Consider the following 26,549-nt stretch of genomic DNA (forward strand, 5'->3'; position numbering starts at 1 on the left):
CGCCGGGAACCGCAGCCGACGGGTTCCTGCGTGTACGGTGCCGGCTCAGCTCAGCCGGGCGGTGGCGTACACCTCCATGGCGTCGCGCTGATACTCGGCCAGGCCCGGCGCGATCGCGTCGTAGGCCGCGCGCCACTGCTCGTTCTCCACACAGGAACGGCCGATCGCACGGAACTCCGTGGCGGAGACCGCCCAGAGCTCCTTCAACATCCGGTACTGCGCATCGACTTCGGCCTGCGCCGGACCCGCGTCGGCGGGTGTACCGGCGGCCATCACCTCGGCCATCCGGATCATCTGCGCCGTGCGCGCCCGGTGCCCGGCCTCGATCTCGGCCTGGCTCATCGTCGAAGTGCGCTGCTCGACCTTCTCGGCAAGCTCCGGGAAGTCACGCAGGTTCTCTCCGTATTGGGTGGGCTGCACACCCTCGAACAGGTTCTCCGGTCGGTTGATGCTGGTCATGGGCCTGCCGTCCTTCCTGGATCGCTCCAGTTCGGTGATGGTGCGGGAGACGGTGCCGGCCAGCGCGTCAAGCCGGTCGCGCTCGGCGAGCAGCCGACGGAGATGGCCGCGCAGCGCCTCCAGCTCGTCGACCTGCGCGGCCAGGACCCGGCCGATCTCGGGCAGCCCCAGGCCCAACGCCCGTAGGACGAGGATCTGTTGCAGCAGCAGTAGCTGGCGCTCCTCGTAATAGCGGTGACCGTTGGTCCCGATCCGGGCCGGCGGCAGCAGACCGATCTCGTCATAGTGCCGCAGCGTCCGGGCCGTCACTCCCGACATCCGGGCGACCTCCGCGATAGGCCAGGCCATCTCCGCCTCCCTCACGAGTGCTTCACCGGGCCGGTCCCTCCGGCCCCTGGCCAAGACGGTAGAAGCTGCCGCAGGGGCAGCTTCAAGCGCCGCGCGCTGGCTTGGGGTATGAGGGGTGTCGCCGGTTGTGCATGGGCCGCTGATGTCGACGGTCGAGTCGAGGTGTACGCCGCGAATGGTCCCGGCAGCCCTTACCGAGCCGGCCGGCGGCTTCACCAGAACACTCAGGGCAGCGGGCGCCTTCCCCGCGGTGCGCTTCGGGAAGGGCTGACCGCTGGGGAAGGGCTGGCCCCTGGGGGCGGGCGGCGGCGAACGACGCTCTTCGCCGTCAGGTGGGAGTCGAGGCGGACGACGCAGGGCAGGCCTCCGCATCCGCCCGCCCCGGCTCGGCCGAGCGCTGTGACGCGATCACGGCGAGGGCGTCCTCAGGGGTCGCGTGGACCGGAGTCGTCACGCTGATTCCGGTCAGGTCGAGCAGGCGCAGCACCACTTCGGACACCGCCGCCAGGTGCAGGCTCCCGTCAAGGCGCTTGGCCTCGTTGGACGCACGAATGAGAATGTTCAACCCCGAGGAATCCATGAACGGCACGGCTCGCAGGTCCAACACCAGATACCGCCTGCCATGCACGATCTGGTTGGCCAGCTGGTGGTGAAGGGAGGTGCCGGTCTCGCCGTCAAGATCCCCCGACACGGTCACCACCGCCACCTCCGGCTCGGTGACCTTCACCTCGACGCTCAACTCGTAGGACTCGGACACGACCTCCACCTTTCCGTCGATCGGTTTCAGTTGATCGGATTCAGTTGATCGGTTGCCGTTGATCAGTGCCGCTGACCGGTGGGGCTCGCGTACCCCGTCATCCTTACTTCAGACAGAGCCGGAACAGCAGTCCGAGATGCTGTCGACGGCGGAGACACCCGGCGCGTGTCGGCGGGATACGTCTGAGGCGCAGGCCGAGTCGGGGAGCGCCCCCCGGCAGGCCACCCGGCAGCGCGGTCGGACTGCCTCAGCCGGCGAAAGACGCCAGGCCAGAGCCACGCCGGTATGGCCCGCCCGTCAGAATCGCAGCGCCGCGCGAGGTCCACGGATGGAGGTCTACGGATGCAGGATGACCTTCGTGTAGCCCTCGATGCGCTTGTCGAACTTGTCGTACGCGGAGGCCGCCTGGTCAAGAGGCAGTTCATGCGAGACGACGAAGCTCGGTGCCGCCCGGCCCTCGATGATCATGTCGCGCAGCTGTCGGTTGTAGCGCTTCACGTTGCACTGCCCGGTACCCATGCGCAGGCCCTTCTCGAAGAGCTTGCCGATCGACACCAGGAGCATGCCCCGCTTGGCCTGCTCGTCAGGGCCTCCCGGATCGGCCGGAACGTACAGGCCCGGCACACCGAGGGCGCCGGTGGCCCGCACCGTGCCGACGAGCGAGTTCAGGACCGTGGCCGGTTCCTCGCGGGCCATGCCGTGCGCCATCGCCTGATAGCCGACGGCGTCCACGCCCTTGTCCGTTCCTGCGCCGCTCGTCTGGTCCTTGATCTGCTGTACCGGGTCGCCCTCGGCGAAGTTGACCGGGACCGCGCCGATCTCCCGGGCTTTCTCCAGTCGCTCAGGGACCCGGTCGACGACGAAAACTTTGCTGGCTCCGCGCAGGAGAGCCGAGTAAGCAGCCATGAGCCCCACCGGCCCGCCGCCGTACACCGCGACGCTCTCCCCCGGGCGCACCTGGGCGAGTTCGCAGCCGTGGTATCCGGTGGGGAAGATGTCAGCGAGCAGCATGAAGTCGGTCTCGTGCTCGTTTCCCGGCGGCAGTTTCAGGCAGTTGAAGTCGGCGTAAGGAACGCGAAGATATTCCGCCTGGCCGCCTACCCAGGGCCCCATGGCGACATAGCCGTAAGCGCCGCCCGCAAATCCTGGGTTGACGGTCTGACAGAAAGCGGTATATCCCTCGACGCAATTGACGCAGAACCCGCAGGCGACATTGAAGGGCATGACCACACGGTCGCCCTCCTTGAGCGAGGTGACGCCGTCACCGAGTTCTTCGATGATCCCCATGTTCTCGTGGCCGAAGACGATGCCCGGCTCGGCCGCCGTGCGGCCTTCGTACATATGCAGGTCAGAGCCGCAGATCGCAGTGGAGGTGATCTTTACGATCACCTCGTTGGGGTGCTGGATGCCGGGCTTCTCGACATCCTCGACCTCCACGGAGTACGGCCCTTTGTAGACGACGGCTTTCATTTGCTGCCACCTTCCGATCGGCGGATAGCATGCAGAATTCCCCCCACCACTCCCCCGCCTTTTGACGTGACCTATCCCTCATGATTCTCCGCTCTACTGCATGCAGCAAGCCGGTAACGTGAGAGGTGATATCCACGCTGGGTATCGCAATGTCGCACCGAGAAACGAAAGAGGGAGGGCGACACGTGGCAGCACAGCGACTGGGGACCTTGCTGGTACCGGTGCTCGGCCTGTCCGGCACCTCGTACCCGACCGGGACCACGGTTACCGTCCGCGGTCGCGGTGCGACTGTCGATGCGTTTGTGAACGGCGACTGGCTCCCGCTGTCGTGGTGGGAATTCTCCGACGGCCTCCGTGAGGACATCGCCGACCGTTGACCCGCCGGTTACGGATTCGCCGCGTACGCCTCTGAACTGCATGGATGATCCGGGTGGGCTGCCCCGGCGCTCCGGCCATGAGCAGGACTGCAGCCACTCCCCACTTATTTCCGGCAAAACGGGGCAAACTGCAGGCATGGGCTCTCAATATTCCGAACCGGATCCACGCCACAGCCCCGGCGTCGCGCCAGGAGTCGGGGTACCCCCAGGGGAAACCCCGCCGGGCGAGGGAAGCACCGGGGCGGAGACCGGCCCCCGCGACAAGCAGACCCGCGGCTGGGCGACAGGACCCGTCATCATCCTTGCCATCATCGTCGTGCTCTGCGCAGCGTTCTTCATTGCCTACGCGGTGACCGTGGCACTGTGACCGCGCCCGACCCGCTCCATTAGGCAGAGCCGGGCGTCCGGGCAGGTAAGCAGGCAGCCAGGCGATCTTGAGGTCCGCTCACGGGCGGTGCCATACGAGCGTGTAGCGCCAGAACAGTCGGCGGCGCAGCCGGGCGCCGGGCAGGGCGTGCTGGGCCTCACCGACGATGTCGGAAAAGCTCATGTCCGCCGGCCGGGCCAGGGCGGTCATCGCGACCGGGCGGGGTGCCCTGCGGCCCTTGTTCTTGAGCCACCCGGTGGCGGCATTCAGTGGGCTTGCGAGGGCGCCGAGCAGATAGTCCCCGGCCGTCTGCGCCCGGGAGAGGCCGACGATCACCAGGGTTCCGCCGGGGGCCAGGTGCCGGCGGAGGACGGTGAGAGCTTCGGTGAAGGGCAGATGGTGGATGGTGGCGACGCAGGTGATGACGTCGTAGGAACCGGCAGGGATCCCGGTCAGCGCGTCTGCGACCGTGAAGGTCACCGGGGTTGCCGGAGAAGTCAGCCGCTGCGCCCGGGAGATGATCACCGGGTCGGAGTCGATTCCCTGGACCTCGTTGGCGCCTGTGGCCAGGAGCCGGGCCAGGTCACCGCTGCCGGAGCCGATGTCCAGGGCCCTGGCGAAGTGTTCGGGAAGTTGCCGCAGAATCCACCGGTGGTAGTGGGCGTTGTGGTCCCAGGGGTGGGCCGCATTGAACCGTTCGAGGGCTCGGAGGACTCGCGGCGGCAGTGGCGTCATGGCATCAGTCCACCAAATCCCCGGTTCCTGCGTCCGCTCGATTGAGGAAGCGTCAGCGGAGTCGGCATGGGCAGGCTCGGGTGCGGTCGGGTGCGGTCGCTTTTGTCGGGATGACCCTCCCCTCGACACTCGCGCAGGGCGTCCCCGTACGACAACTCGGCGCGAGGTCCAGGAAGATCGCTCCCTAGGAGGGGTCGTAGACGTACGGCAGGGCGTTGCTATTTCCGGCCGGGGTGTGCACCACGACATTCACCGTGCCGGGCGCTCCGCCCGGGGAGGTCGCGACGACCTGGGTGTCGGAGATCGCCGAGAACGAGGCCGGGACTCCGCCGAAGGACACCGCGTCGGTGTAGGTGAGGTTGCTGCCGCCCAGCAGGATCGCGTCGCCCCCGAGATCAGCGCCATGGGAGGGGGTGAGGCTGGTCAGGACGGGCGCTCCGAGGTAGGTGTAGTACGGATTCCCGGTGGCCGCCGTGCTGGTGCCGCCCGGTGTGGTGACGGTGACGACGACCGTGCCGGACCCGGCCGGAGCGGTCACGGTCAGTTGGTTGTCGGAGACCACGGTGATGGCAATGGCCGGATTCCCCCCGAAGTTCACGGCGTTGGTGAGTGTCAGGTTGGTGCCGAAGACGGTGACGGTGTTGCCTCCGGTGGCCGGGCCGAGGTGCGGGGACAAATCGCTGAGGGTGGGTGCGGCGAGATAGAAGTACGGCAGGGGATTACTGGTGCCGCCTGCCGTGGTGACCGTGACATTGAGCGAGGACGGCGGGCCCGCGGGCGCGATGACGGTGATCTGGCCGGCGGTATTGGTGAGGATGGTCGCCGCGTTGCTCCCGAACTTCACCGAACTCGCACCGGAGAGATTGGTGCCGTTGATCGTCACCACATTGCCACCCGCCGTCGGCCCCGACGTCGGACTCAGACTACTGAGCACCGGGACGGCAACAGCGACGTACGTATAAGCCAGGCCATTGCTCGTGCCGCCCGCCGTGCTGACCGTCACGTTGACCGTACCGGTTCCTGCCGGGGCGCTGACCGTGATCTGGGTGGCGGTATTGGTGAGGATGGAGGCGGGACTGCCCCCGAAGAGCACCGAAGTCGCACCAGAGAGATTGGTGCCGTTGACCGTGACCACATTGCCACCCGCCGTCGGCCCAGAGGTCGGGCTCAGACTACTGATAGCCGGAACGGGAACGGCGACATAGGTATAGGCAAGGCCGTTGCTCGTACCACCCGCCGTAGTCACCGTGACATTGACCGTGCCCCCACCCGCAGGCGCAATGACCGTGATCTGAGTAGCAGTATTGGTCAGAACGACCCCCGAATTACCCCCGAACTTCACCGAACTCGCACCGGACAGGTTCGTGCCGTTGACCGTCACCACATTGCCACCCGCCGTCGGCCCCGACGTCGGACTCAGACTACTGAGCACTGGCACGGGAACGGCGACATAGGTATAGGCAAGGCCATTGCTCGTACCACCCGCCGTAGTCACCGTGACATTGACCGTGCCCCCACCCGCAGGCGCAATGACCGTGATCTGAGTAGCAGTATTGGTCAGAACGACCCCCGAATTACCCCCGAACTTCACCGAACTCGCACCGGACAGGTTCGTGCCGTTGACCGTCACCACATTGCCACCCGCCGTCGGCCCCGACGTCGGAATGAGTGTGGTGATTACGGGAGCCGGGGTGTAGCTGAAGAAGACGTTCTGGCTGCTGGTCCCGGTCGGCGCCGTGACCGTGACCTGAACCGTACCGGTCCCCGGGGGCGTCTTGGCCGTGATCTGCGTATCGCTGACGATGACAAAGGTGGTTCCGTTGGGGCCGAACCTGACCATGGTGGCGCCGGTGAACCCGGAGCCGGTGATGGTGACGTTGGTACCCCCCGCTGGAAGACCTTGAGTGGGGCTGACACTGGTCACTACGGGGGCCATGATGCTTGTCTCCTTCTTGTACCGCCTGGGCATCGCGCCCTGGCCGGCGGTGGTCGGCCAGGGCGCGGGGGCGTCACCGCCCGCCCGCGCCATACGTTGCGGACGGGCGGCGACGTGATGGTCGTGCCGTTATCCCCGGTCGTCCCCGACGATCAGGTGACGGTGAAGGCCTGGGCGTTGGAGTTGCCGCCGCAGGTGTGGACCGTGATCGTTCCCGCGCCGAGGGCGAGTCCAGCGGGCACCGTGGCGACGAGTTGGGTGTCACTCACGGGGGTGAAGACCGCGGTGGCGGTGGCGGCGCCGCTGTCGGTGAAGGTGACGGTGTCGACGCCGATGAAACCGGTTCCGTTGACGGTGATCTGGTCCCCCGTCGTACCCGAGGTGGGGACCAACGAGGTGATGGCCGGCGCGAGGTAGTAGTCGATCAGGGTGGTGCCCGCGGGGCTGGTCCCACCCGCGGTGGTGATGTTCACCGACTGGGTGGACACCGTGCCGACCTGCCCCGGGTTGGCCGGCGCGGTGAAGGTGACCTGGCTCGGCTGGGTGGGGGTGACCGCCACGTTGCCTACGGTGCCCACCCCTACCTGCGTTCCGGAGAGGAAGTTGGTGCCGAACAGCGTCACCGCACCACCCGTGGCGGCCGATACGCAGGTGACGCTCAGCCCTGTGGTGGTCGGGGCGGCGATGACGAAGAACGGCAGCGCGTTGCTGGTGGCGCCGGCACTGCTGGTGACGCTGACGGAGACCTGGCCGGAGCACGGCGCCGTGCTGGGCACCACGAAGGTGACCTGGGTGGCGGTGACGCCTGTCGGAGTGACCGTCGCCGAGCCGAAGTTCACCCTCGTGGTGGCGGAAAGGGCGGTTCCATTGATCTGGACGGTATCGCCTGGTTTGCCCTGGTTCGTGGTGGTTGTTGTGTCCACCAACGACGTGATGGTTGCCATGATGCTTCTCCTTCGGATGTGCCGCTCTGCCGGGGACGCGCAGGAGCCGGCGGTTAGCTGTCGCGGCCCGCAACCTCATGGGATGTCCCCCGTGGGGCGGGAAGGGGATGGTGGGACCGATGCCTCAGGGCGCCTGGGCGGGTCGTCCTCTGTGAAGCGACGCGGCGCCGCGTCAGGGGGCGCCGTCAACCTCGCTTGAATCAATTAAAGCCAAGGGGTGAAGGGGACGACAGGTGGAACTGGGGCATCGAGGGGCCTGTAGGAAAATAGGTTAAGAGTTCGCTGTTCGACCCCGGCCGCCGTTGCGCGCCCCTGCGCGTGCGTTTCAGCGGATGGCGCCAACAAGCAGGAAAGAGCAGGAAGTTGGCTTCAGCCGACCACCGGTCAGCGGTATGCGCGCCGGCCGGAAGGGGGTACTCGCCCCGGCTCGCCTCTCACGTTGCGCGGCCGAGACAAGCAGTGCCACGGAAGCTCGCGAGACCCGTCACACGCCGCGACGGCCAAGTGCTGGTGGTGCGCTCTGCGCGAAGGCGTGAGAAAGAGCGCCGGTCCGCCCGGCATCGCACACCGTCCTCACCATCGAGGATGCTGCAAGCAGCCCTGGACCGCGGTTCCGGGTGAGGCGGTGGATCATGACGGCGATGGCGGGCCCGGGGCGGGGGCGGGCCGGACCGGGCCAGGGCAGGTTGGTTCAGCCCCGCAGGGCAGAAACAGGCGCCGGAGCGAGCGGATCGGTCCGCCCCATGGTCCTCATGGTCCTCGGGAGCGCGTCCTGGAAGCCGGCGCGGCGGTCGAGACCGACCGCCTGATCACGTTCAGCGGGACAGGCAGGGCGGGCGCTCCTGAGGCCGGCGTGCACCCGCCCGCAAAGCGGCAGCGCCGCGCACTCTTGTCATCGGCACCCGGCCGCCGCAACCGACACCCGGCGGCCGGACCCGGCGATCAGATGTAGACGAAGGCCCCGGGCGCGGTGGCGGTGCCGCCCGTCGTCGTGACGACGACATTCGCCGGCCCCTGGGCGTCCGCGGGAGGAGTGACGACGGCGATCCGGGTAGGGGAGATGATCCCGAAGGCGGCCACGGCCCCGCCGATCGTCACCGACTGGGTGAAGGCGAGCTCGACGCCCTCGATCAGGACCGGGTCCCCGCCCGCCGTCGAGCCGGTGGAGGGAGTCACGGAGGTGATGTGGGGCGGGCCCACGTAGGTGTAGGTGGCCTTCCCGTACGAGTTGCTCCGCGTGACCACGGTGACCGGCACGGGGCCGGCGGTCTGCGCGGGCGGCACCGTCACGGTGACCTGGTCGTCCAGAATGGAGGACGGGGTGACGGCCACGTCACCGAAGTGCACCGAGATGGTGGTGATCAGGCCCCGGCCGGTCACGATCAGTGTGCCGCCCCCGCCCAACGGGCCCGACACCGGGCTGATCTGGGTCAGCAGCGACTCAGGGAGGTAGTAGAACCGGCCGACGGTCCGGGTCGTGCGCTGCCCGAGGGTGACATCGATGCTGACGTCGCGGACGAGGAGTGGCGAAACGGCCCTGATCTCACGGTCATTGACGATCGTGAACGAGGCGGCCGGGCGGCCTCCGAAGCGGACGGCGGTGGTGTTGCCCAGTCCCTCCCCGATGATGGTCACCGGCGTTCCGCCCGACATGGGCCCCACGTTGGGGTACCCCCCGGACGGCGCGGTCAGCACGCTCACCGTCTCATTGCCGTTGTTGACCACGTAGACCTCGACGTCGTCCGGCGTGATCACCAGCCAGGACGGCGCGTGGAATCCCGGGACCTTGTCGATGATCTTGCCTCTGATGAGGTCGATGACGGCGACGCTGTCATCGCCGTCGCAGGTGACGTACGCCAGAAGCCCGTCGTGGCTGACTGCCACACCGAAAGGGATGGGCAGCCCGGTGAGGGTGGCCGCCACGGCATGCGTGACCGTGTCGACGACGCCCAGCCTGTTGCCGCCGTACTCCGACACATAGGCGCGCTGTCCGTCGGGCGAGACCGCCACTCCCCTCGGGAGGAGGAACCCGGTGATGGTGGCGGTGACGGTGTGGGTGGCGGTGTCGATGACCGCCACACTGTCGGTGCCGAAGCAGGCCGCGTAGGCACGCAGTCCGTCCGGGGCGATCGCGATCTCCCACGGTCCGCTGGTCACGCCGATCGTGGTGATGACGCTACGGGTGCGGGTGTCGATGACGCTGATGCTGCTGGCCCCGAAATTGGTCACATAGACGCGTCGGCCGTCCGGGGTGATCGCCGCCCAGATGGGGGCGTGCCCCACCAGGATCTCGTCCACTGTCCGGGGATCATTCGTGTCCATCAAATCCACCCGATCCGGAGTGGCGCCGGCACGGACGGGCGACGGAAGTGCCCCCGCCGGCGCGCCGTGGATGGGGTCGGCGCTGGTCCCTGCCCGAGCCATGATGCTCTCCTTCTTCTGCCGTGGATCGGGACTGTCCGCATGGCCGCCTGGCCGCCCTGCCACCCGGCCGCCCGGCCAGTTGACGGGGGGGGGCGGTCAGCGCACGTATGGACTGCCGCGCGATCCGCGGTGAGGGCGGAGCGGCGGGCTGCCGGTCCCTCGTGACGTCGGTGCCGGGGTATGACCGCCTTCAGCAGGCCGGGGCAACGGGAGGCAGGGCACCGCAATTGCTCGGGGTGTTGCCGACCACCCCACTGCCGATCAAGGTCACCCCGCCGGCGTTGGTGAAGATGCCCCCACCGTTGACACTGGCGGTGTTCGCGGTGACGGTGCTGCCGGTGAGTGTCAGCGTCCCGTCGGTGTAGATGCCGCCGCCGTATGACGCCTTGCTGTCGCGGACCGTGCTGCCGGTGAGGGCTACCGAGCCGCCGAGATTGGCGATACCCCCTCCCACACCGAGGCCGGCGTCGCCACCGCTGACAGTCACGGCTGCCATGGCCAACTGGCCGTTGGCACCCGGCACTTGTGACGTCCCGTCGACCTCGAAAATCCGGAAGGCGGGCGCGCCCGGCGCCCGGGTGATCTGGGTGGCCAGGCCCGCCATGGAGATCGGGGTGGTGATGTTCGGCAACCCCGGTGACTGCCCGGCTCCCCCCGAACTGTGGGCGCTGGTGAGGGTGTACGTACACAGGGGGGCAAGGATCAAGCTGCCGCCTCCGGCAGCGTTTGCCGCGTTGACCGCATCGACCAAGGCTGATTCACCGCAGGCCACCACAATCGGCGACGCCGCGCGGGCGTCGGGAGCGGAGACCAATGCCAGCGGAACGACAGCCGCCGCCACCAGCGTTCGCAGAACATGAAGGGCTCGCAAGACGCCTCCTCGGACGTGGTTGAGCCGGCCCACCGGCCAACACCCCGAAGGGCACCGGCTGGTAGAACCCTCCGTGAGGCGACGCCATGCCCAGGGAAGCCGAGTCAACACGCCTATGAGCCAATCATCGCGTCTCCCAGCGGAGGGATGGACGGCCCACCTGGTAGGTAGAGCCAGTAACCCACCCGAGTGAGTGCCGCACAAGGAATGCTGACAGCTATTCACCCGTTCAGCCGGGCGGTTGTCACATGACCGGTGACTCTTCGTCGTCCTTCCCGACCCTGGTGTAGGGGAACGCCGGCCCTGAGGTCCGTACGGCTCGACGAGCCGGGACAGGGGCAACTGCCGCATAGAGTGGATCACGTGTGAAATCCGCTCTATACGATCAAGGAAGTGTGACGTGCCGCGTACGACGTTCCAGCCGCAGGAACTGTTCTCCAGCAGGCCGTGGGGCTTCTCCCAGGTCGCGGTCTCCCCACCGGGAAAGATCGTCAACATCGCTGGACAGGTGGCTTGGGACAGCAACCACGAGGTGACGGCGGTGGGGCGGGAGGCGCAGCTTCGCCAGGCACTGAAGCATGTGTTCATCGCTCTCGAAGCCGTCGGCGGCACCCCGGACGACATCCAGATCCTTCGGCTCTACCTTCCGGACTTCGAGTCCGGTCCCGAGGCGGATCTGATCGGCCGCGTCCTCGTCGATACCTTCGGGACGGAGAACCCGCCGCCGTCCTCATGGATCGGGGTGCAGGCTCTGGCGCAGCCGGAATACCTCGTCGAGGTCGAGGCCATGGCCGTCGTACCGGAGGGGAACGGCGCGGGGTGAGGTGTGGTGACTGGTGCCGTCCGGCTGTGAGGCAGCCGGACGGGCGGGGCCACGACGACGTGTGACGCGGCGACGTCGTGGGGTGCGCGACGCCAGGGGCCACGGCGACGTGACGTCCTCGCCGCCGGGCGGCACCAGCGGTCAGCGACAGCAGACAGCGAGCACCGGAGCTAAGTGGCAAAAGGCCGCGAAATGCACCACAAAGCAGCCCCATTGGTGAAATTGTTGTTTCTTCTGTGTTGAACATCTGTCAAAAAGCGTCAATTCCTGGCACGCTCCCCTCGATTCACTCCTTCAGATCCACCGGGCATCCCCCTCGGCTGCCCGGCCGCTTCTTGGGCCGCGACCACGCGGCCCTCACAAGGGAGACCGAGTTGAGACGGATCTCGTCCACCCCCCGCAAGAACACCCTGCGCGCCGCCGCCCTGGTCGCCTCCGCCGCCATGGTCGCCGTCGGCGTCCAGGCAGGCTCGGCCAGCGCGCAGCCGGACCGCGCGAACGGCGCGTCGGCGGTCCAACTCTCCACCGCACAGCGGGCATCGGCGCTGGTGGATGCTCAGAACCATGCCTCCGCCGTCGCAGCGAAGATCGGCCTCGGCGCGCAGGAGAAGCTTGTCGTGCGGGACGTCTTCAAGGACGCGGACGGCACGGTGCACACCCGGTACGAGCGCACCTACGGCGGGCTGCCGGTACTCGGCGGCGACCTGGTGGTACACGAGGCGAAGAACGGCACCCACAGCGTCACCAAGGCGACCGACGCGGCGATATCGGTGGCGGGCACCTCCGCGGCGCTCGCCCCCTCCGCCGCGCGGAAGAGCGCACTCGGCGCGGCCGCCGCGCAGAAGGACACCAAGACCAGCGCCTCGTCCGCGCCGCGCAAGGTGATCTGGGCCGCTACCGGCAAGCCCGTTCTCGCATACGAGACGGGCGTCAAGGGCGTTCAGAAGGACGGCACGCCCAGCGAGCTGCACGTCGTCACCGACGCGCGCACCGGGAAGAAGCTGTTCCAGAACGAGGCCATCGAGACCGGCACCGGCACCAGCACCTACAGCGGCAAGGTCGCGCTCACCACTACCAAGAGCGGATCGACGTACCGGCTCACCGACGGTGCCCGCGGCGGCCACAAGACGTACGACCTCAAGCAGAACACCTCGGGCACCGGCACGCTCTTCACCGACGCGAACGACGTATGGGGCGGCGGCCGCCAGACCGCCGGCGTCGACGCACACTACGGGGCAGCCGTCACCTGGGACTTCTACAAGAACACCTTCGGCCGCAACGGCATCCGTGGCGACGGCAAGGGTGCCTACTCCCGCGTCCACTACGGCAGCAACTACGTCAACGCGTTCTGGGACGACGACTGCTTCTGCATGACCTACGGTGACGGCGACGGGAACGCGCACCCGCTGACTTCCCTCGACGTGGCCGCCCATGAGATGAGCCACGGCGTCACCGCCGCCACCGCGGGACTCAACTACAGCGGTGAGTCGGGCGGTCTCAACGAGGCCACGTCCGACATCTTCGGCACGTCGGCCGAGTTCTACGCCAAGAACGCCTCGGACCCGGGCGACTACCTCATCGGCGAGAAGATCGACATCAACGGCGACGGCACCCCGCTGCGTTACATGGACAAGCCCAGCAAGGACGGCGCCTCGGCCGACTACTGGTCCAGCGGCGTCGGCAACAAGGACGTGCACTACTCGTCCGGTGTCGCCAACCACTTCTTCTACCTGCTGTCCGAGGGCAGCGGCGCCAAGACCATCAACGGCGTCAAGTACAACAGCCCCACCTCTGACGGCTCCAAGGTCACCGGAATCGGCCGGGCCAAGGCCGAGAAGATCTGGTACAAGGCCCTCACCACGTACATGACCTCCACCACCAACTACAAGGCCGCACGTGCCGCGACCCTGAAGGCGGCAGGCGCTCTGTACGGCACGACAAGCGCCGAGTACAAGGCCGTTGGCGCCGCATGGACGGGCGTCAATGTGAAGTAGGCACCCCTCGGGTAGTGCGTCCCGGCGTCGGCATCGGTGCCGGTGCCGGGACGCGCGCCGCTCGCCGCTCAGCCGCACGACGGGGGCCGGGGGCCGGATGCCCCGGGCGGATCTCTCGCCGTCCGCACCGTTGCCTACTATGGGGGCGTGATGTCCCGCCGCCCGTACGAATCGACACCGCCCGCCCGGCGGTGTCGCGTGCTTCTCGTACTGGCGCTGCTGGCGGGCCTGCTGGGCATGCACGCCCTCAGCCCTGTCATTACCTCAGCTCCTCCCCCGCACGAGCACCGCCACGAGCACCGTATGGCCATGACGGAGGGTGCCCACGCGCACTGTGGCGGCGAGGGAGGCTGCGGCAGCGGCGGTCACGTCCATCACGCCGACACGACCTGTGCGTCCGGGGCTCTCGACGGGCCACCCACACCCCCTGCCCTGGTGCCGTCTCCCGTCCGGCCCGCAGAGCCCGACGAGGCGGCGGGCGCCGGCAAAGCGAAGGGGCAGGACGGCGGGCGTGCGCCCCCCTCTCTGGCCGAACTCCAACTCCTGCGGATCTAGAACGCCCTGACGGCGCTCACGCCCCACGCCGGGGCGGCGTCGTCGTCCGGCATGTTCTGACACCGCACTTCTTCAGGAGTTCACCCATGAAGCCCACCCGTCCTCTCATGCGCCGCATCACACTCGCTGCGGCAACTGCCGCCTCCGCACTGGTACTGGCCGCATGCGGCAGCAACAACAGCGGCGGCCGCGCCGGCCATGGTTCCGCCGCGAGGCCCGCCTCCTCGCCGAGCGCACAGGCTCCGGCAGGTACGCACAATGCCGCGGATGTGGCCTTCGCAAAGGGCATGATCCCGCACCACCGGCAGGCCGTGCAGATGGCCGACCTCGCCGTCACTCGCGCCGCATCGCACCAGGTCAAGGAGTTGGCCGAGAAGATCAAGAAGGCCCAGGGCCCGGAGATCAAGACCATGTCCGGGTGGCTGACCGCCTGGGACGAGCAGGTACCCGAGGAGATGCCCGGCATGGACCACTCCGCCCACTCGGAGATGCCGGGCATGAAGGGCATGCAGGGCATGCAGGGCATGAAGGAGATGGACGCGCTCAGGAAGAAGTCGGGCAAGGAGTTCGACAGCTCCTTCCTGGCGATGATGGTCGGGCACCACCAGGGCGCGGTGCAGATGGCCGCCACCGAGAACGGCAAGGGCGCCAACGGCCAGGCGAAAGCGCTGGCCGCGGGAATCATCAAGGCCCAGAACGCGGAAATCACGCAGATGAACAAGCTGCTCGGAAAGAGCTGACAGCCGGCAGGGCTCGTGCACGGCACCTGCCCTGCCTTCCCGCCGGTAACCGGCAGCCGACACGCTGTCGGCTGCCGGCACGCTGTCGGGCGCCGGCATCACCGTTTCACCGGAACGCCCCTCACCGTGCGCAAGAGGAAGCGATGTGCGGCATGATCGAGAACGCACCAAGTCACTTGCCCGGATAGCGAGTTGAGGGTTGGGAGTCGTATGGACGTGGATGCCGTCGTGTTCGATGTGTTCGGGACGCTGACCGCTCTCCAACGGAGGAGTCGGCCTGCTGTCGCGCCTCACCCAACAGGCGGGGCTCCGGTTCGACTGCATCCTCTCGGCCGAGCTGGCCAGGTCCTACAAACCCGATGCCCAGGTCTACCGCATGGCCGCCGACCTGCTCGAGGTGGAGCCGCAACGGCTCCTCATGGTCGCCTGCCACCCCGACGACCTCGAAGCTGCGGCCAAGGCGGGGCTCCGCACCGCCTATATCCCCCGCCCGCTGGAGTGGGGGCCGGCCGCCGGCCGGGTCGCCCCGCCCGCTGGGGTCGACCTCGTCGCCGACAACGTGATCGACCTGGCGCATGCGCTGGGAGCGCCGGGGCGCACCAGGCCATAGGGCTCGGGCAGCAAGTCAAGGCAAGGGCTCGGGCGCACAAGGCAAACGCTGTGGCCAGCGCTTCGACGCTCTGGGCGGGGTGTCACATGGGGCCCGCCGGCACCCCGCACAGCGCAGCCGAGCCGCGGCTGCGGGACCTTCAGCGGTCAGCGGCGACAACCGGCACGTCCCCGTCCCCCGCACCGCCTTCGGCTTCGGCACAGCCGCCGGACCCAGCCCCGACCCCGACCCCGACCCCACGGTAGTAGTCGAATTGGGTCACGCCCTTGTAGCCGTAGCTCTCGGGGTGGAGTTCGTGGAGTGCTACGCCGGACCGGGGAAGGGGGCCGAGGATGTCCGACAGCAGTTCACCGGCCTTGGCAATGAAGGCGGCCTTCTCCGCGGCGCTGTTCGTGCCCATGGTGATGCTGGCCTCCACGTGCGCATCGCGGGCGCCGGTCAGGGGCCGGCCGTCGACGAAGTAGCTGCCGGCGGGGACCAGGTTGAGGTGGACGATGGTGCGCGCACTGGACTTGTGCAGGACCGAGACCGCCAGCCGGGTCAGCCCCTCGGCAAGGGCGCACTGGACGTCGGCTGGGAGGTCGGGGTCGGGGACGGTGACGCGGAAGTACGGCATGGCTCTCCTCGGCAGGTGTGCGGTAGGCGTCCGCCGGAGTCGGCGGCACGGATCAAGCGTCACCGGCCTGGCACCATGAATCCAACGCATACCTGTCATAGACCCATGAGGCCGTCGCATGACCGTGAACATTCCCCAGTTGAGGGCCTTCCTCGCAGTCGTCGACGCGGGCGGTTTCAGCGCGGCCGCGGCGGAACTGGGCATCAGCCAATCAGCGGTGTCGCACGCCGTCGCCTCCCTCGAACGCGAGCTGGCCGCCCCGCTGTTGGTCCGTGCCACCCCGGCCAGGACCACGGCACTCGGGGAGCGGATCCTGCCGCACGCCCGCATCGCCCTGTCGGCAGCACGGTCCGTGGAACAGATCGCGGCCGAGGCCACCGACACCTTGACGGGCACTGTCCGGCTGGCCGCCACGCCGACGGTCTGCCAGGGGCTGATACCCGGCCTGCTGCGGCACTGGCGTACGGACCAGCCGCGGATCACGGTGCGGGTCTTCGAGGGTGACAGTGCCGAGGTCTCGGGCTGGCTGGAGGACGGGACGACCGATGCGGCCATCCTGATCGACCCTCCCCCGGCTGCCGCCGGGAGGTGCCACCGGCCCGGCCCCGGCATTCTGCTCGCCGTGGACGGCTACCGGGCCTTGCTGCCCCGCGACCATCCCTTGGCGGACGAACCATTCGTCGACCTCCGCGATCTGGAGGACGACCCGTTCCTGATCTCACCCAACGGCTGCGAAGCCCGCATCCGTACGATCCACGGCCTGGCCGGACTGCGCTTGTCCCCCACCCACCGGGTACGGGACCTAACGACTCTGATCAGCATGGTGCAGGCCGGTATTGGCGTGACCGTCCTGTCCGAGGTCTCCCGCTCGCTGATCCCCCCTGATCTGGTTCTGCTGCCGCTGGAACCCCAGACCTCACGCCGCCTGGTACTGACCGGGCCGCATGCCCGCCCCTGGCACCCGGCGATCCGCGCCTTGGCGGAGTCGGCCGTCGGTCATCTGGCCCGAAACGCCTGCCGGCCACCCCTGTCGGAGGAAGAGGCGGCGCCGCTGTCCCCGCAGTCCTCGCCGTCCCCGCCATCCCCGCCATCCCCATCCTCCGCATCGGCCCCGGCGTCCGCGTAGCCCCCGTCGTCCCCGGCAGAGGAGCGCGGCGCCGGCTCAAGGAAGGGCAGGGGCGAGACGTTTGACCTCTCGGAGGGTGGGAGCGGTTTCGATGCTCTGGATGCCTGGCAGCGGGCCGACGTGCTGGTCGATGTAGTCGTACAGGTCGCCCGGGGTGCGGAAGACGCCGCTGGCGACGAGGTTGGAGGTGCCGGTGATGGCGGCGGCGAAGGCGATGGCGGGGTGGGTGGCCAGGGTCTCGCCGACGGTGCGCAGGTGGGCGGGGGTCACATGGAGCCAGAGCTGGGTGGTCAGGTGATAGCCGAGAAGCTGGGGGTCGAAGTCCACGGAGAAGCCGAGCGCGCCCTCGGTGCGCAGCCGCTCCAGGTGGCGCTGGATGCTGGAGGCCGAGCGGCCTGCGGCTCGGGCGAGTTCGGGCAGGGTGGCGCGGCCGTCGCGGGCGAGTTCGGTGAACAGTATGCGGTCGGTGGCGTCCAGGGTCAGTGGGGCGCCGGAGGTGCCGGAATCCACCGTGCCGGAATCCACCGCGGGCGCGGGACCTGGGGTGTGGAAGCGGGTGGCGTGCCAGGTGCTGGTGGCGCCGATGAAGATCCGCATCATGCAGTGCGCGCTGACGGACAGGACGTGTGGGGTGCGGGGGAGCTTCTGCAGGAGCAGGGCGTTGCGCTCGTCGGCGGTGCGGGTGTTGACGGCGCAGGAGAGCTCGGTGCCGCCGGAGGCAAGGGTGACCCAACTGGTGTCGGGACGGCGGGCCAGCGCCTCGGCGATGGTGCCGGCCGCGTCCGGTGTGCAGCGCAGGCGCAGTAACCAGCGGACCAGGCCCAGGCGGTCGGGGACAGGCTGGCCGATGATGCGCAGGCCCAGGGTGCGCAGCTGCTGGTAGCGGCGCGCGATGGTGCGTTCGGAGACGTCCAGCCGGCGGGCGAGGTGGCTGAAGGGGGCCCGGCCGTCGAGCTGCAGGGCCTCCAGCAGTTGGGTGTCGAGCGCCTTCAGAGGGCTGGAATCCACCGCTGTACCTCACTTCCGTGCCGGAATCTTGCACGGGCAAGGCTACGGCTAGGGGCGGTCCTGGGGGTGCCCGGACAGTGGGCGGGTCCTGTTCCGCCTCGCCCTCACGGGAGTTTGTGTCATGCGTATCTGGGGGCCGCTGGCCGCCGTCTGTCTGGGCACGTTCATGCTGCTCATCGACATCACCATCGTCCTGGTCGCCCTGCCGTCGATGGCGGAGTCCCTGGGCTCCTCGCTCTCCCAACTGCAGTGGGTGGCCGACGGGTACGCCCTCGCGGTGGCCGTCGCCCTGCTCGGAGCGGGGATGCTCGCCGATCTGCAGGGCCGGCGCCGCGTGTACGTCGGGGGGCTGGTCGTCTTCGCGGCGGCCTCGGTCGCCTGTGCGCTCTCGCCCGGGATGGGGTGGCTGATCGCGGCCCGGCTGGTGCAGGGCGTGGGCGCCGCGGCGATGTTCACCACCACCCTCTCCCTGATCAGCACCCTGTACTCCGGCCGCCGTCTCGGGCAGGCCTTCGGCGTCTGGGCGGCGGTCGCCGCAAGCGCCTCCGCGCTCGGCCCGATCATGGGCGGGCTGCTGACCGAGGCGCTGGACTGGCGGTGGATCTTCTATGTCAACGTCCCCGTCACCGCGCTCGCGCTGGCCATGACCTTCCGCTACATCCCCCGGTCCGCCCCGCACCGGAGCGCCACGCGGCGTTTGGACGTCCCCGGCATCGTGCTGTTCGCGCTCGCCGCGGGCGGATTCGTCTACGCCCTCACCGCCTCGCACGCCCACGGCTGGATCTCAGCGGGAACCCTGGTGCCACTGGCCGTAGCCGTGGCGGCCTTCGTGGTCTTCCTCCCGGTGCAGCGCCGCAGCATGCACCCTTTGCTGGACCTCGCCCTGTTCCGCCGTCCGGCCTTCACCGCCGCGATGCTCACCATCGCCGTCGGCGAAGGAGCGGTCTACGGAATCCTTCCGTACACCTCGATCTGGCTGCAGTCCGTCCAGCACCTCACCCCGATCGACGCGGGCCTCGTCGTACTCCCCCACGCCGCGGCCGCGGCCCTGGTGGCGGTACTGAGCGGACGCTGGATGCCCAAGCCCTCACCCCGCCTGGGCGCCGTTCTCGGTCTGCTCCTGGCCGGTATCGGTGTCGGGGCCGAAGGGTTTCTGGGTCCTGATTCCGGCTGGCCCGCTCTCGTCGGGGGCCTCGCGCTGAGCGGCGTCGGCATGGGGCTGGTCTTCCAGGTCGCCGCCGCCCTCGCCCTCGGCTCCGTCCCCGCGGAGCGCGCCGGTATGGCGTCCGGCATCTACAGCACGGTCGAACAACTCGGCTACGCCGTCGGCGTCGCCGTCTTCGGCACCCTCGCCGTCAGCGCCATGACCGGCTCCCTGGACGGTAAGGTCGCCGACCCGGCCGGTGCCGCACAGACCCTGTCGGGCGGCGGAGCCGGCACTCTCCTCACGGCCGCCCCGGCCGGGCAGCGGACCGCCTTCGACCACACTCTGCACGCGGTGTTCGCAGGCGGGCACAACACCCTCGCCCTGACGGCCGGTGCTCTGGCGGTGGCCGGTGCCGCCTGCGTGTTCCGGCTGACCCGCCACCGTCGGGAGTCCCCGGGGAAGGTGGTGGCCGGGCTCCCGGCCGAGACTGCCGGGGCTGTCCCGACGGCCGAGTAGGCCGAGGCGTCAGGCGCGGCGGAGCCGGCCGGCAAGGACATGCCCGATGAGGACGTAGAGCACGGCGGGCAGCCCGTAGTTCAGCACGGTCCGCACCCAGTCCGTATCCATGGTGAAGAGGTCGTGCGACCAGCCGGCCAGCCAGCCGGCCGCGGCTTGCACCCAACTGACCAGGTCATTGGCACGGTTCGCGTCGAGGAGGACGAACAGGATCCATAGGCCGAGGATCACCGCGGTGAGGTCCGCGATGACGACGATCACTTTTGCTGCTTCGCTTCTGCCGTTGTGAACGCGTCTGGACATGACAAACGGATTGCCGCTTTCGACCCGTCGAAACCAGCCACGGGCCGGGGGGAGGCTCCAGTGGCCGCCTCCGCACGCGGACGATACGACGGGACGCGCTCCCCGAACCCGCCCGCGACCCGTAGAGCCGGATCGCTGACCGCTCCCGGACGGACCTTGGGGACACGGCTCTGACACGACTCCGACACCACCATGTCTCGGGCATACCTCCGGAACGACCGGTGTCAGAGCCGTGTCTGCCGTATGTCAGGACCCACGGCCATCGTGGTCGGCACGTATCCGCCTCACCACATCCGCCACGAAAGGGCCTCCGATGAGTCAAACGGTTTCCGTCCCGCAGGGCCTCCCCATGGAGCGCGATGCGGGCCCCTTCGCCCCGCCCCGCCGCATCACCCGGCTGCGCGAGGCTCGCCCCGTCAGCCCCATGATTTTCCCCGACGGTCACGAGGGCTGGCTCGTCACCGGCTACGACGCAGTGCGCCAGCTCATGGCCGACACCCGGTTCAGCTCCCGCCAGGACATCGGCATTCTCCACATGCCGTACGAGGCCCCCGGCATGCCGGCCGCCACCGAACCGTCCCCGCAGGTGCCGGGCTTGTTCGTCGCCATGGACCCGCCGGACCACACCCGCCTGCGGCGCAAACTCACCGGCGCCTTCACCGTCAAGCGCATGAAGCAGCTCGAGGAAAGCATCATCGACATCGCCGAGCGGCAACTGGACGAACTGGCGCGCCTCACCCCGCCGGTCGACCTGGTCAAGGAGTTCGCACTGCCGGTGCCCTCGCTGGTGATCTGCCAGCTGCTCGGCGTCCCCTACGCCGACCGGGAGACCTTCCAGGCCAACTCCGCCAAGTTCCTGGTCAAGGACCAGTCGCTCGAAGAGAAGATGGCCGCGTACCAGGCATTGAACACGTACCTCTCCGAACTGGTCACCCGCAAACGCGCCGCCCCCGGCGACGACATCCTGTCCGACCTGTCCCGTCATGACGACCTCACCATCGAGGAGCTGACCGGCGTCGCGTTCCTGCTGCTGCTCGCGGGCCACGAGACCACCGCCAACATGCTCGCCCTGGGCACCTTCGCGCTCCTGGAGAACCCCGGGCAGATGGCCGAACTGCGCGCCGATACGGGCCTGTTGCCCGGTGCCGTCGAGGAACTGCTGCGCTACCTGTCCATAGCCGACATCTTCTACCGCTACGCCACGGAGGACATCGAACTCGGGGGCGAGACGATCGGCAAGGGATCGACCGTCGTGGTCTCCCTGCTGGCCGCCAACCGCGACCCCCGGCGCTTCGACCACCCCGACACCCTGGACATCCACCGCAACGCCCGCGGTCACCTGTCCTTCGGCCACGGCATCCATCAGTGCCTCGGCCAGCAACTGGCCCGTATCGAGATGCGCGCCGGTTTCGAGGGACTGCTGCGCCGCTTCCCCACCCTCGCACTCGCCGTCCCCGCCGACGAGGTGAAACTCAAGACCGACATGAACATCTACGGCGTCCACGCACTGCCGGTCACCTGGACGGAGACGGCCAGGTAAGGCCGCCGGCCGGGCGCGTCGCCCGCGCAAGGACGCGAGGGTAGGGCCCCGCATCTGCACCGGGGCCATCGCCCCGGGAGAGCGTCCCGCAGCGCATCCACGGCCGGCGCCTACCGCATGGCTGCCTGCCGAACGCCCATGGCAAAATCAGCGGGTGCAGATCGGGATGCTGGGTCCGTTCGAAGTGCGCACGGACGACGGCGACTTGGCCGACGTACCGGGCGCGCGGCTGCGCGGGCTGCTGATCGCCCTCGCGCTCAAGCCGGGCCAGGTGGTCCCGAAGGCGTCGCTCGTCGACTGGATCTGGGGGGAGCACCTGCCCGCCGATGCGACGAACGCCCTGCAGCGCTTGGTTTCCCGGCTGCGCAAGGCACTGCCGCACGGGGTGATCGAGAGCCGGACGGACGGCTACCGGTTGGCGGTGGAGCCCGACGCCGTCGACGCCGTGCGGTTCGAGCGCCTGGTCACCGCGGGGCAGTCCTGCACCGGGGACGGTTCCCGGCGGGTGCGGCTGTTGCGCGAGGCCCTCGATCTTTGGCGCGGTGCGGCCCTGCAGGACGTCGGACTGCAGGACAGCGCCGCATTCGACACCGCGGTCGTCCGGCTCGAGGGGTTGCGCCTGACCGCCACGGAGGAACGCGCCGGCGCGGAGGTTGCCCTCGGGCGTGGTGCGGAGCTGGTCACGGAGCTCACCGACCTGGTGGCCGCGCATCCGGTGCGGGAACGGCTCGTCGCCGCGCTGATGCGTGCGCTCGTCGCGGCCGGCCGCGGCAGCGAGGCGCTGCTGGTGTACCAGCGTGCGAGGGAGGCTCTGGCCGACGCGCTGGGCGTCGACCCCTCGCCGGAACTGGCCGCGTTGCACCTCGCGCTGCTCCGGGGCGAGCCGGGACACGGCCTGCGGCAAAAGGAAGCGAGCCGCAAGACCAACCTGCGCGCCGAGCTGACCAGCTTCGTCGGCAGGAGCGCCGATGTCGCCGCGGTCCGCGAGCTCATCGCCGGGCACCGGCTCACCACCGTGATCGGGCCGGGCGGCTCGGGGAAGACCCGGCTTGCCACGGAGGCCGCGCGCACGCTGCTCGGCGACCTGCCGGACGGGGCCTGGCTGGTGGAGCTCGCCGGCATCGGCGCGGACGGCGACCTGGCACAGTCGACGCTCGCCGGGCTCGGCCTGCGGGACGCCCTGCTCGGCGGGGCCCCGACCGCGGAGCCGGCGGACCGGCTCATCGCCGCGGTCCGCGAGCGGGAGGCGCTGCTGATCCTGGACAACTGCGAGCATGTGATCGAGTCCGCGGCGGTGTTCGCCCACCGGGTGCTCGGGGAGTGCCGGCGGCTGCGGATCCTGGCGACGAGCCGGGAACCGCTCGGCATCACCGGGGAGGCACTGTGGCCGGTCGAGCCGCTGGCCCTGCCGGAGGAGGACGCGTGCCCCGGCGAGATCGAGTCCGCACCCGCCGTTCAGCTGCTGCGGGACCGCGCCGGGGCGGTGCGCCGGGATCTCGCGGCCGACGCCCGCACGCTCGCGACGATGGTGCGCGTCTGCCGGGCGCTGGACGGGATGCCGCTGGCGATCGAACTGGCCGCGGCCCGGTTGCGCACCATGTCCGTCGACCAGCTCGCCCACCGGCTCGACGACCGGTTCCGCCTGCTGACCAGCGGCAGCCGGACCGCGCTGCCCCGGCACCAGACGCTGCGCGCGGCAGTCGACTGGAGCTGGGAACTGCTCACCGACGCCGAGCGGATGGTCCTGCGCAGGCTCTCGGTGTTCTCCGGCGGGGCGAGCCCGGAAGCCGCCGAACGGGTCTGCGCGGGCGAGGGGGTCGAGCAGGAGCAGGTGCTCGAGCTGCTGACCGCGCTGACCGAGAAGTCGCTGCTGGTCGCCGAGGTCGACAGCGCCCCCCGCTATCGCATGATCGGCACCATCAAGGAGTACGCCGGCCAACGGCTCGCGGAGGCCGGGGAATCAGAGCAGGCGCGCCATGCGCACCTGGCCTACGTCACCGAGTTCGCCGAGACGGCGGAGCCGCACCTGCGCCGCGCCGAGCAGCTGGACTGGCTGGCCCTGCTCGAGGCCGAGCACGACAACATCGGTGCGGCGATGCGGGGCGCGCTCGCGGCGGGCGAGGCGCAGGCGGCGATGCGGCTGGCGGCGGGCGCGGGCTGGTACTGGTGGCTCGGCGGGCACCGGACCGAGGGCATGGAGCTGATCACCGCGGCCGCCAGGACGCCCGGCGAAGTGACCGACGAGGTCCGGGCGATGGCGTATGCGCTGGTCGTGTTGTTCGTGAGCTCCGGGCGGAGCGACGAGCGCCAGGCGGAGCACTGGATCCGCGAGGCGCACCGGCTCAGCCGGGGCAGCCGCTGTAGCTCCCCGCTGCTGGGGCTCGTCGCCGCGCTGGAACGCCTGCTGCAGACGCCCGAGGCGTTCCGGCCCGCGTTCGAGCCGCTGCTCGGCAACGAGGACCCCTGGGTGCGCGCGCTGGCCCGGCTGCAGCTGGGCAAGATGCGGATCGTGCTCGGCCAGGAGGGGCCGGAGGCGGAAGCGCATCTGGAGAGGGCGCTCGCCGAGTTCCGGGCGCTCGGCGAGCGGTTCGGGATCTCGTTCGCCCTGTCGGAGCTGGCGGACCGGATCGCCGTGCGCGGCGAGTTCGCCGGTGCGTGCGAGCACTACGAGCAGGCGATCGCGGTCGTCACCGAGGTCGGGGCCACCGAGGATGTCATCCGGATGCGGTCGCGGCAGGCGCAGCTGTACCGGCTGCTGGGCGACGAGGACGCGAGCGCGGCCGCCCTCGCCGAGGCGCAGCGGTGTGCGGAGCGGGTCACCTGGCCGGGCGCGCTGGCCGAGCTGGCCCTCGCGAAGGCGGAGCTCGCCCGGTGGGGCGGCGACGCCGAGGAGGCGTACCGGCAACTCGGCGTCGTGACGGCCGTACTGGGCGACGACGCGAAGCAGGCGCACATCCGCGCGCTGACACACGACCTGCTCGGCTACCTCGCCGACGACCTCGGTGAGGCCCGGGCGCACCGCGCGGCGGCCTGCGAGGCGGCGTCCGAGGCGGGCCACGCGCTGGCGATCGGGCAGGTGCTCGTCGGGGTCGCGGACCTGGCTCTGCGCCGCGACGAGCACGAGCAGGCCGCACGGCTGCTCGCGGCGAGCGCGGGGGTGCGCGGGCTGCAGGACCGCTCCCACCCGGACGTGGCCCGGATCGAGCAGACCGCACGGCGCCGGCTCGGCGACGCGCGGTTCGAGGAGGCGGCCCGGGAGGGGACGCGGACCAACTGGCCCCAGCTGGTCGAGGCCACGCTCACTTCGTGAACGTGGAGGCCGTCCACACGCACCCGAGGAGGGTTGCAGGCCGAGGCGGCCGACGCGCGGCTGCCGGCGCTCTTGATGGACAGCGTCCACGGCATCCCGCGGGTGACCGCTGCCGTGCGCGTGGCCGCCTTCCGCGGCGAGCAGGCCGTCAGAGAGCCGGAGCTCATCCGGCGCTGGGAGTGGCACGATGTCGCCGACCTGCCGACACTGCCGTGCGGGCTGTTCACGCCCAGTGCCCATGTGCTGGACGTCGTAGGGCCCGGCCGGCTGTCCGGCCTGCCGCCCGTCCACCGCCACCTGATCGCGGAGGACGACGACACCTCCTAATCCGCGACGTCCGTGACCCGGCGCTCCGGCCGCCCCAGGCGCAACCGGCCTCGCAGCTTGTCCACCAACGGGTACTTCTCCCGCCGTTCACGGGCCTGGCGGTTCAGCTCCTCCACCAGCCGCTCGGAGCGTTTCGTCACCTCCAGCTCGTCCAGGATCCGGTCGATCTCGGCCAGCAGCGCGCCGTGCAGCTGCCATTGCCGGGGGTGCTCCTGCACACCCTCGAGCAGCAGGTGCGCGACGGTCTCGCGGCTCTCGCGGCTGGCGGTGAGCTCCTGGCCGAGGCGTTCCTCGGCTTCCTCCGCATTGGCGCTGACCTGGGTGGTGATGAGGACCGCGAAGCTCTCGACCGCGCGGGCCATATGGCCGAACAGCTCCTGCAGGGCGGTGCCGAGGGCCGCCGGGAACAGCGACTCGTCGGTGCGCGCCTTGGCGAGGTCGGTCAGGGTGCGGCACACCGTACGGAGCACCACCGCGGAGATCTCCAGCGTGTCCAGCCCGGTGCGCAGAACGACACGGGAGAGCAGGCCTTCCTTGACCCGGGGATTGAGCCGGAGGCTGTCCTCCGCCTGCCGGAGCGCCGCGTCCACCTGCACGATGTCGTGATCCAAGCGACGCGCCTCGTGCAGCCGGGCTGCCGCCTCCGCCACGGGAGTGTGGCCCGTCATCTCGTCGCCGAGACTCAGCAGCAACCGGCTCATCCGGCCGGCAAGGCCCTCAATGGCCTCACTGGCGGGCTGCACCCACAGGGGTGGCACGAACAGCATGTTGAAGAGCAGCCCGACGACCGCCCCGATCAGCGTCTCCAGCACCCGGTCCCAGGCCGTCGCGGCCACCCGTGTCGTCGTCACGCCGAGCACCAGCATCGCACTGATCGCGACCTCGGGCACGAACTCACCGGCCCGGACGAAACGCCCGATCACCAGCGACGCGAGGATGATCAGCCCCAGGCTCCACCAGGTCAGCCCCACCAGGGAGCTGAAGCCGATGGCGATGACCACCCCCACCACGACGGCGTTCACCCTGCGCACGCTGGTGGTGAGGGTGGTGTACAGGGTGACCTGGACGACGAGCAGGGCGGTCAGGGGTGCGGTCAGCGGCGCCGGCTCGCTGCTCAGCAGCAGGGCGACGACGTAGGAAATCACCGCGGCCACGGTCGAGCGGAGCGTCTGGGCGACGACGGGCTCGCTGTGCCATCGGACGAGGTCCAGCAGGGGATCGGTAACTTCGCGCACCCTTCGACCCT

Annotated in this window: 23 protein-coding genes and 1 pseudogene; 12 read left to right on the forward strand and 12 right to left on the reverse strand. The window is 69.6% G+C overall.

Annotated features, from left to right (window positions below):
* Nucleotides 1-45 precede the first annotated feature (45 nt).
* The 3 genes from ABR737_RS04045 to ABR737_RS04055 all read right to left on the reverse strand — a co-directional run bounded on the left by ABR737_RS04045 (nt 46) and on the right by ABR737_RS04055 (nt 3,034).
* Complete coding sequence (locus tag ABR737_RS04045) at nt 46-807, reverse strand: MerR family transcriptional regulator (RefSeq protein WP_350248801.1); 762 nt, start codon at nt 805-807, stop codon at nt 46-48.
* Between the two features lie 328 nt (nt 808-1,135).
* Complete coding sequence (locus ABR737_RS04050) at nt 1,136-1,564, reverse strand: STAS domain-containing protein (RefSeq protein WP_350248802.1); 429 nt, start codon at nt 1,562-1,564, stop codon at nt 1,136-1,138.
* Between the two features lie 336 nt (nt 1,565-1,900).
* Nucleotides 1,901-3,034, reverse strand: coding sequence for a glutathione-independent formaldehyde dehydrogenase (locus ABR737_RS04055; protein WP_350248803.1), 1,134 nt, complete (start codon nt 3,032-3,034; stop codon nt 1,901-1,903).
* 185 nt (nt 3,035-3,219) lie between these two features.
* Here ABR737_RS04055 and ABR737_RS04060 point away from each other — a divergent pair, with 185 nt between their 5' ends.
* Together ABR737_RS04060 and ABR737_RS04065 are read left to right on the forward strand one after the other, a co-directional pair.
* Entirely contained in the window at nt 3,220-3,411 is a 192-nt protein-coding gene (locus ABR737_RS04060) for a hypothetical protein (RefSeq protein ID WP_350248804.1), read from the forward strand.
* 136 nt (nt 3,412-3,547) lie between these two features.
* On the forward strand, nt 3,548-3,778 hold the full coding sequence (locus tag ABR737_RS04065) for a DUF6480 family protein (RefSeq protein ID WP_350248805.1): 231 nt from the start codon (nt 3,548-3,550) through the stop codon (nt 3,776-3,778).
* 78 nt (nt 3,779-3,856) lie between these two features.
* Here ABR737_RS04065 and ABR737_RS04070 read toward each other — a convergent pair whose 3' ends face one another.
* The 5 genes from ABR737_RS04070 to ABR737_RS04090 all read right to left on the reverse strand — a co-directional run bounded on the left by ABR737_RS04070 (nt 3,857) and on the right by ABR737_RS04090 (nt 10,523).
* Nucleotides 3,857-4,513, reverse strand: coding sequence for a class I SAM-dependent methyltransferase (locus tag ABR737_RS04070; protein ID WP_350248806.1), 657 nt, complete (start codon nt 4,511-4,513; stop codon nt 3,857-3,859).
* A gap of 184 nt (nt 4,514-4,697) precedes the next feature.
* Nucleotides 4,698-6,449 carry a beta strand repeat-containing protein gene (locus ABR737_RS04075; protein WP_350248807.1) on the reverse strand — a complete coding sequence of 584 codons (1,752 nt, stop codon included), beginning with the start codon at nt 6,447-6,449 and terminating at the stop codon, nt 4,698-4,700.
* 152 nt (nt 6,450-6,601) lie between these two features.
* A complete protein-coding gene (locus ABR737_RS04080) occupies nt 6,602-7,393 on the reverse strand; it encodes a choice-of-anchor Z repeating domain-containing protein (RefSeq protein WP_350248808.1) in 792 nt (263 codons plus the stop codon).
* Between the two features lie 942 nt (nt 7,394-8,335).
* Nucleotides 8,336-9,715, reverse strand: coding sequence for an IPT/TIG domain-containing protein (locus ABR737_RS04085; RefSeq protein WP_350248809.1), 1,380 nt, complete (start codon nt 9,713-9,715; stop codon nt 8,336-8,338).
* Between the two features lie 292 nt (nt 9,716-10,007).
* Entirely contained in the window at nt 10,008-10,523 is a 516-nt protein-coding gene (locus tag ABR737_RS04090) for a hypothetical protein (protein WP_350248810.1), read from the reverse strand.
* 565 nt (nt 10,524-11,088) lie between these two features.
* On the opposite strand from ABR737_RS04090, the gene ABR737_RS04095 reads away from it, so the two are divergent.
* The 5 genes and pseudogenes from ABR737_RS04095 to ABR737_RS04115 form a co-directional block, all read left to right on the forward strand.
* Nucleotides 11,089-11,511 (forward strand): RidA family protein, encoded by a 423-nt coding sequence (locus ABR737_RS04095; protein WP_350248811.1) that lies wholly within the window; start codon nt 11,089-11,091, stop codon nt 11,509-11,511.
* A gap of 443 nt (nt 11,512-11,954) precedes the next feature.
* Nucleotides 11,955-13,505 carry a M4 family metallopeptidase gene (locus tag ABR737_RS04100; RefSeq protein ID WP_502964467.1) on the forward strand — a complete coding sequence of 517 codons (1,551 nt, stop codon included), beginning with the start codon at nt 11,955-11,957 and terminating at the stop codon, nt 13,503-13,505.
* A 198-nt stretch (nt 13,506-13,703) separates the two neighbouring features.
* Nucleotides 13,704-14,060: a DUF6153 family protein gene (locus ABR737_RS04105; protein ID WP_350248813.1), complete on the forward strand. Its 357-nt coding sequence runs from the start codon at nt 13,704-13,706 to the stop codon at nt 14,058-14,060.
* A gap of 86 nt (nt 14,061-14,146) precedes the next feature.
* A complete protein-coding gene (locus tag ABR737_RS04110; RefSeq protein WP_350248814.1) occupies nt 14,147-14,800 on the forward strand; it encodes a DUF305 domain-containing protein in 654 nt (217 codons plus the stop codon).
* Nucleotides 14,801-15,071: 271 nt separating this feature from the next.
* Nucleotides 15,072-15,410 (forward strand): annotated as a pseudogene (locus ABR737_RS04115) (HAD-IA family hydrolase); the annotation flags it as partial.
* Nucleotides 15,411-15,549: 139 nt separating this feature from the next.
* On the opposite strand, the gene ABR737_RS04120 reads toward ABR737_RS04115, so the two are convergent.
* On the reverse strand, nt 15,550-16,026 hold the full coding sequence (locus tag ABR737_RS04120) for a tautomerase family protein (RefSeq protein ID WP_350248815.1): 477 nt from the start codon (nt 16,024-16,026) through the stop codon (nt 15,550-15,552).
* A 118-nt stretch (nt 16,027-16,144) separates the two neighbouring features.
* On the opposite strand from ABR737_RS04120, the gene ABR737_RS04125 reads away from it, so the two are divergent.
* Nucleotides 16,145-17,152: a LysR family transcriptional regulator gene (locus tag ABR737_RS04125; RefSeq protein ID WP_350248816.1), complete on the forward strand. Its 1,008-nt coding sequence runs from the start codon at nt 16,145-16,147 to the stop codon at nt 17,150-17,152.
* Between the two features lie 36 nt (nt 17,153-17,188).
* Here ABR737_RS04125 and ABR737_RS04130 read toward each other — a convergent pair whose 3' ends face one another.
* A complete protein-coding gene (locus tag ABR737_RS04130) occupies nt 17,189-18,160 on the reverse strand; it encodes an Lrp/AsnC family transcriptional regulator (RefSeq protein ID WP_350248817.1) in 972 nt (323 codons plus the stop codon).
* A gap of 121 nt (nt 18,161-18,281) precedes the next feature.
* On the opposite strand from ABR737_RS04130, the gene ABR737_RS04135 reads away from it, so the two are divergent.
* Nucleotides 18,282-19,823, forward strand: coding sequence for an MFS transporter (locus ABR737_RS04135; protein ID WP_350248818.1), 1,542 nt, complete (start codon nt 18,282-18,284; stop codon nt 19,821-19,823).
* A 9-nt stretch (nt 19,824-19,832) separates the two neighbouring features.
* Here the strand turns inward: ABR737_RS04135 and ABR737_RS04140 are convergent, their stop codons facing one another.
* Nucleotides 19,833-20,126, reverse strand: a complete 294-nt coding sequence (locus ABR737_RS04140; RefSeq protein ID WP_350248819.1) for a hypothetical protein — start codon at nt 20,124-20,126, stop codon at nt 19,833-19,835.
* Nucleotides 20,127-20,439: 313 nt separating this feature from the next.
* Here ABR737_RS04140 and ABR737_RS04145 point away from each other — a divergent pair, with 313 nt between their 5' ends.
* From ABR737_RS04145 to ABR737_RS04155, 3 genes are all read left to right on the forward strand, one after another.
* Nucleotides 20,440-21,666 (forward strand): cytochrome P450, encoded by a 1,227-nt coding sequence (locus tag ABR737_RS04145; protein ID WP_350248820.1) that lies wholly within the window; start codon nt 20,440-20,442, stop codon nt 21,664-21,666.
* Nucleotides 21,667-21,820: 154 nt separating this feature from the next.
* Nucleotides 21,821-24,976 (forward strand): AfsR/SARP family transcriptional regulator, encoded by a 3,156-nt coding sequence (locus tag ABR737_RS04150; protein WP_350248821.1) that lies wholly within the window; start codon nt 21,821-21,823, stop codon nt 24,974-24,976.
* A 33-nt stretch (nt 24,977-25,009) separates the two neighbouring features.
* A complete protein-coding gene (locus ABR737_RS04155; protein ID WP_350248822.1) occupies nt 25,010-25,303 on the forward strand; it encodes an NUDIX hydrolase in 294 nt (97 codons plus the stop codon).
* Here the strand turns inward: ABR737_RS04155 and ABR737_RS04160 are convergent.
* Nucleotides 25,300-26,538, reverse strand: coding sequence for an aromatic acid exporter family protein (locus ABR737_RS04160; RefSeq protein ID WP_350248823.1), 1,239 nt, complete (start codon nt 26,536-26,538; stop codon nt 25,300-25,302). The two genes, ABR737_RS04155 and ABR737_RS04160, sit on opposite strands and share 4 nt — an antisense overlap.
* Nucleotides 26,539-26,549: the final 11 nt, after the last annotated feature.

It is taken from the genome of Streptomyces sp. Edi2 (genome assembly GCF_040253635.1).
Taxonomy (GTDB): domain Bacteria; phylum Actinomycetota; class Actinomycetes; order Streptomycetales; family Streptomycetaceae; genus Streptomyces.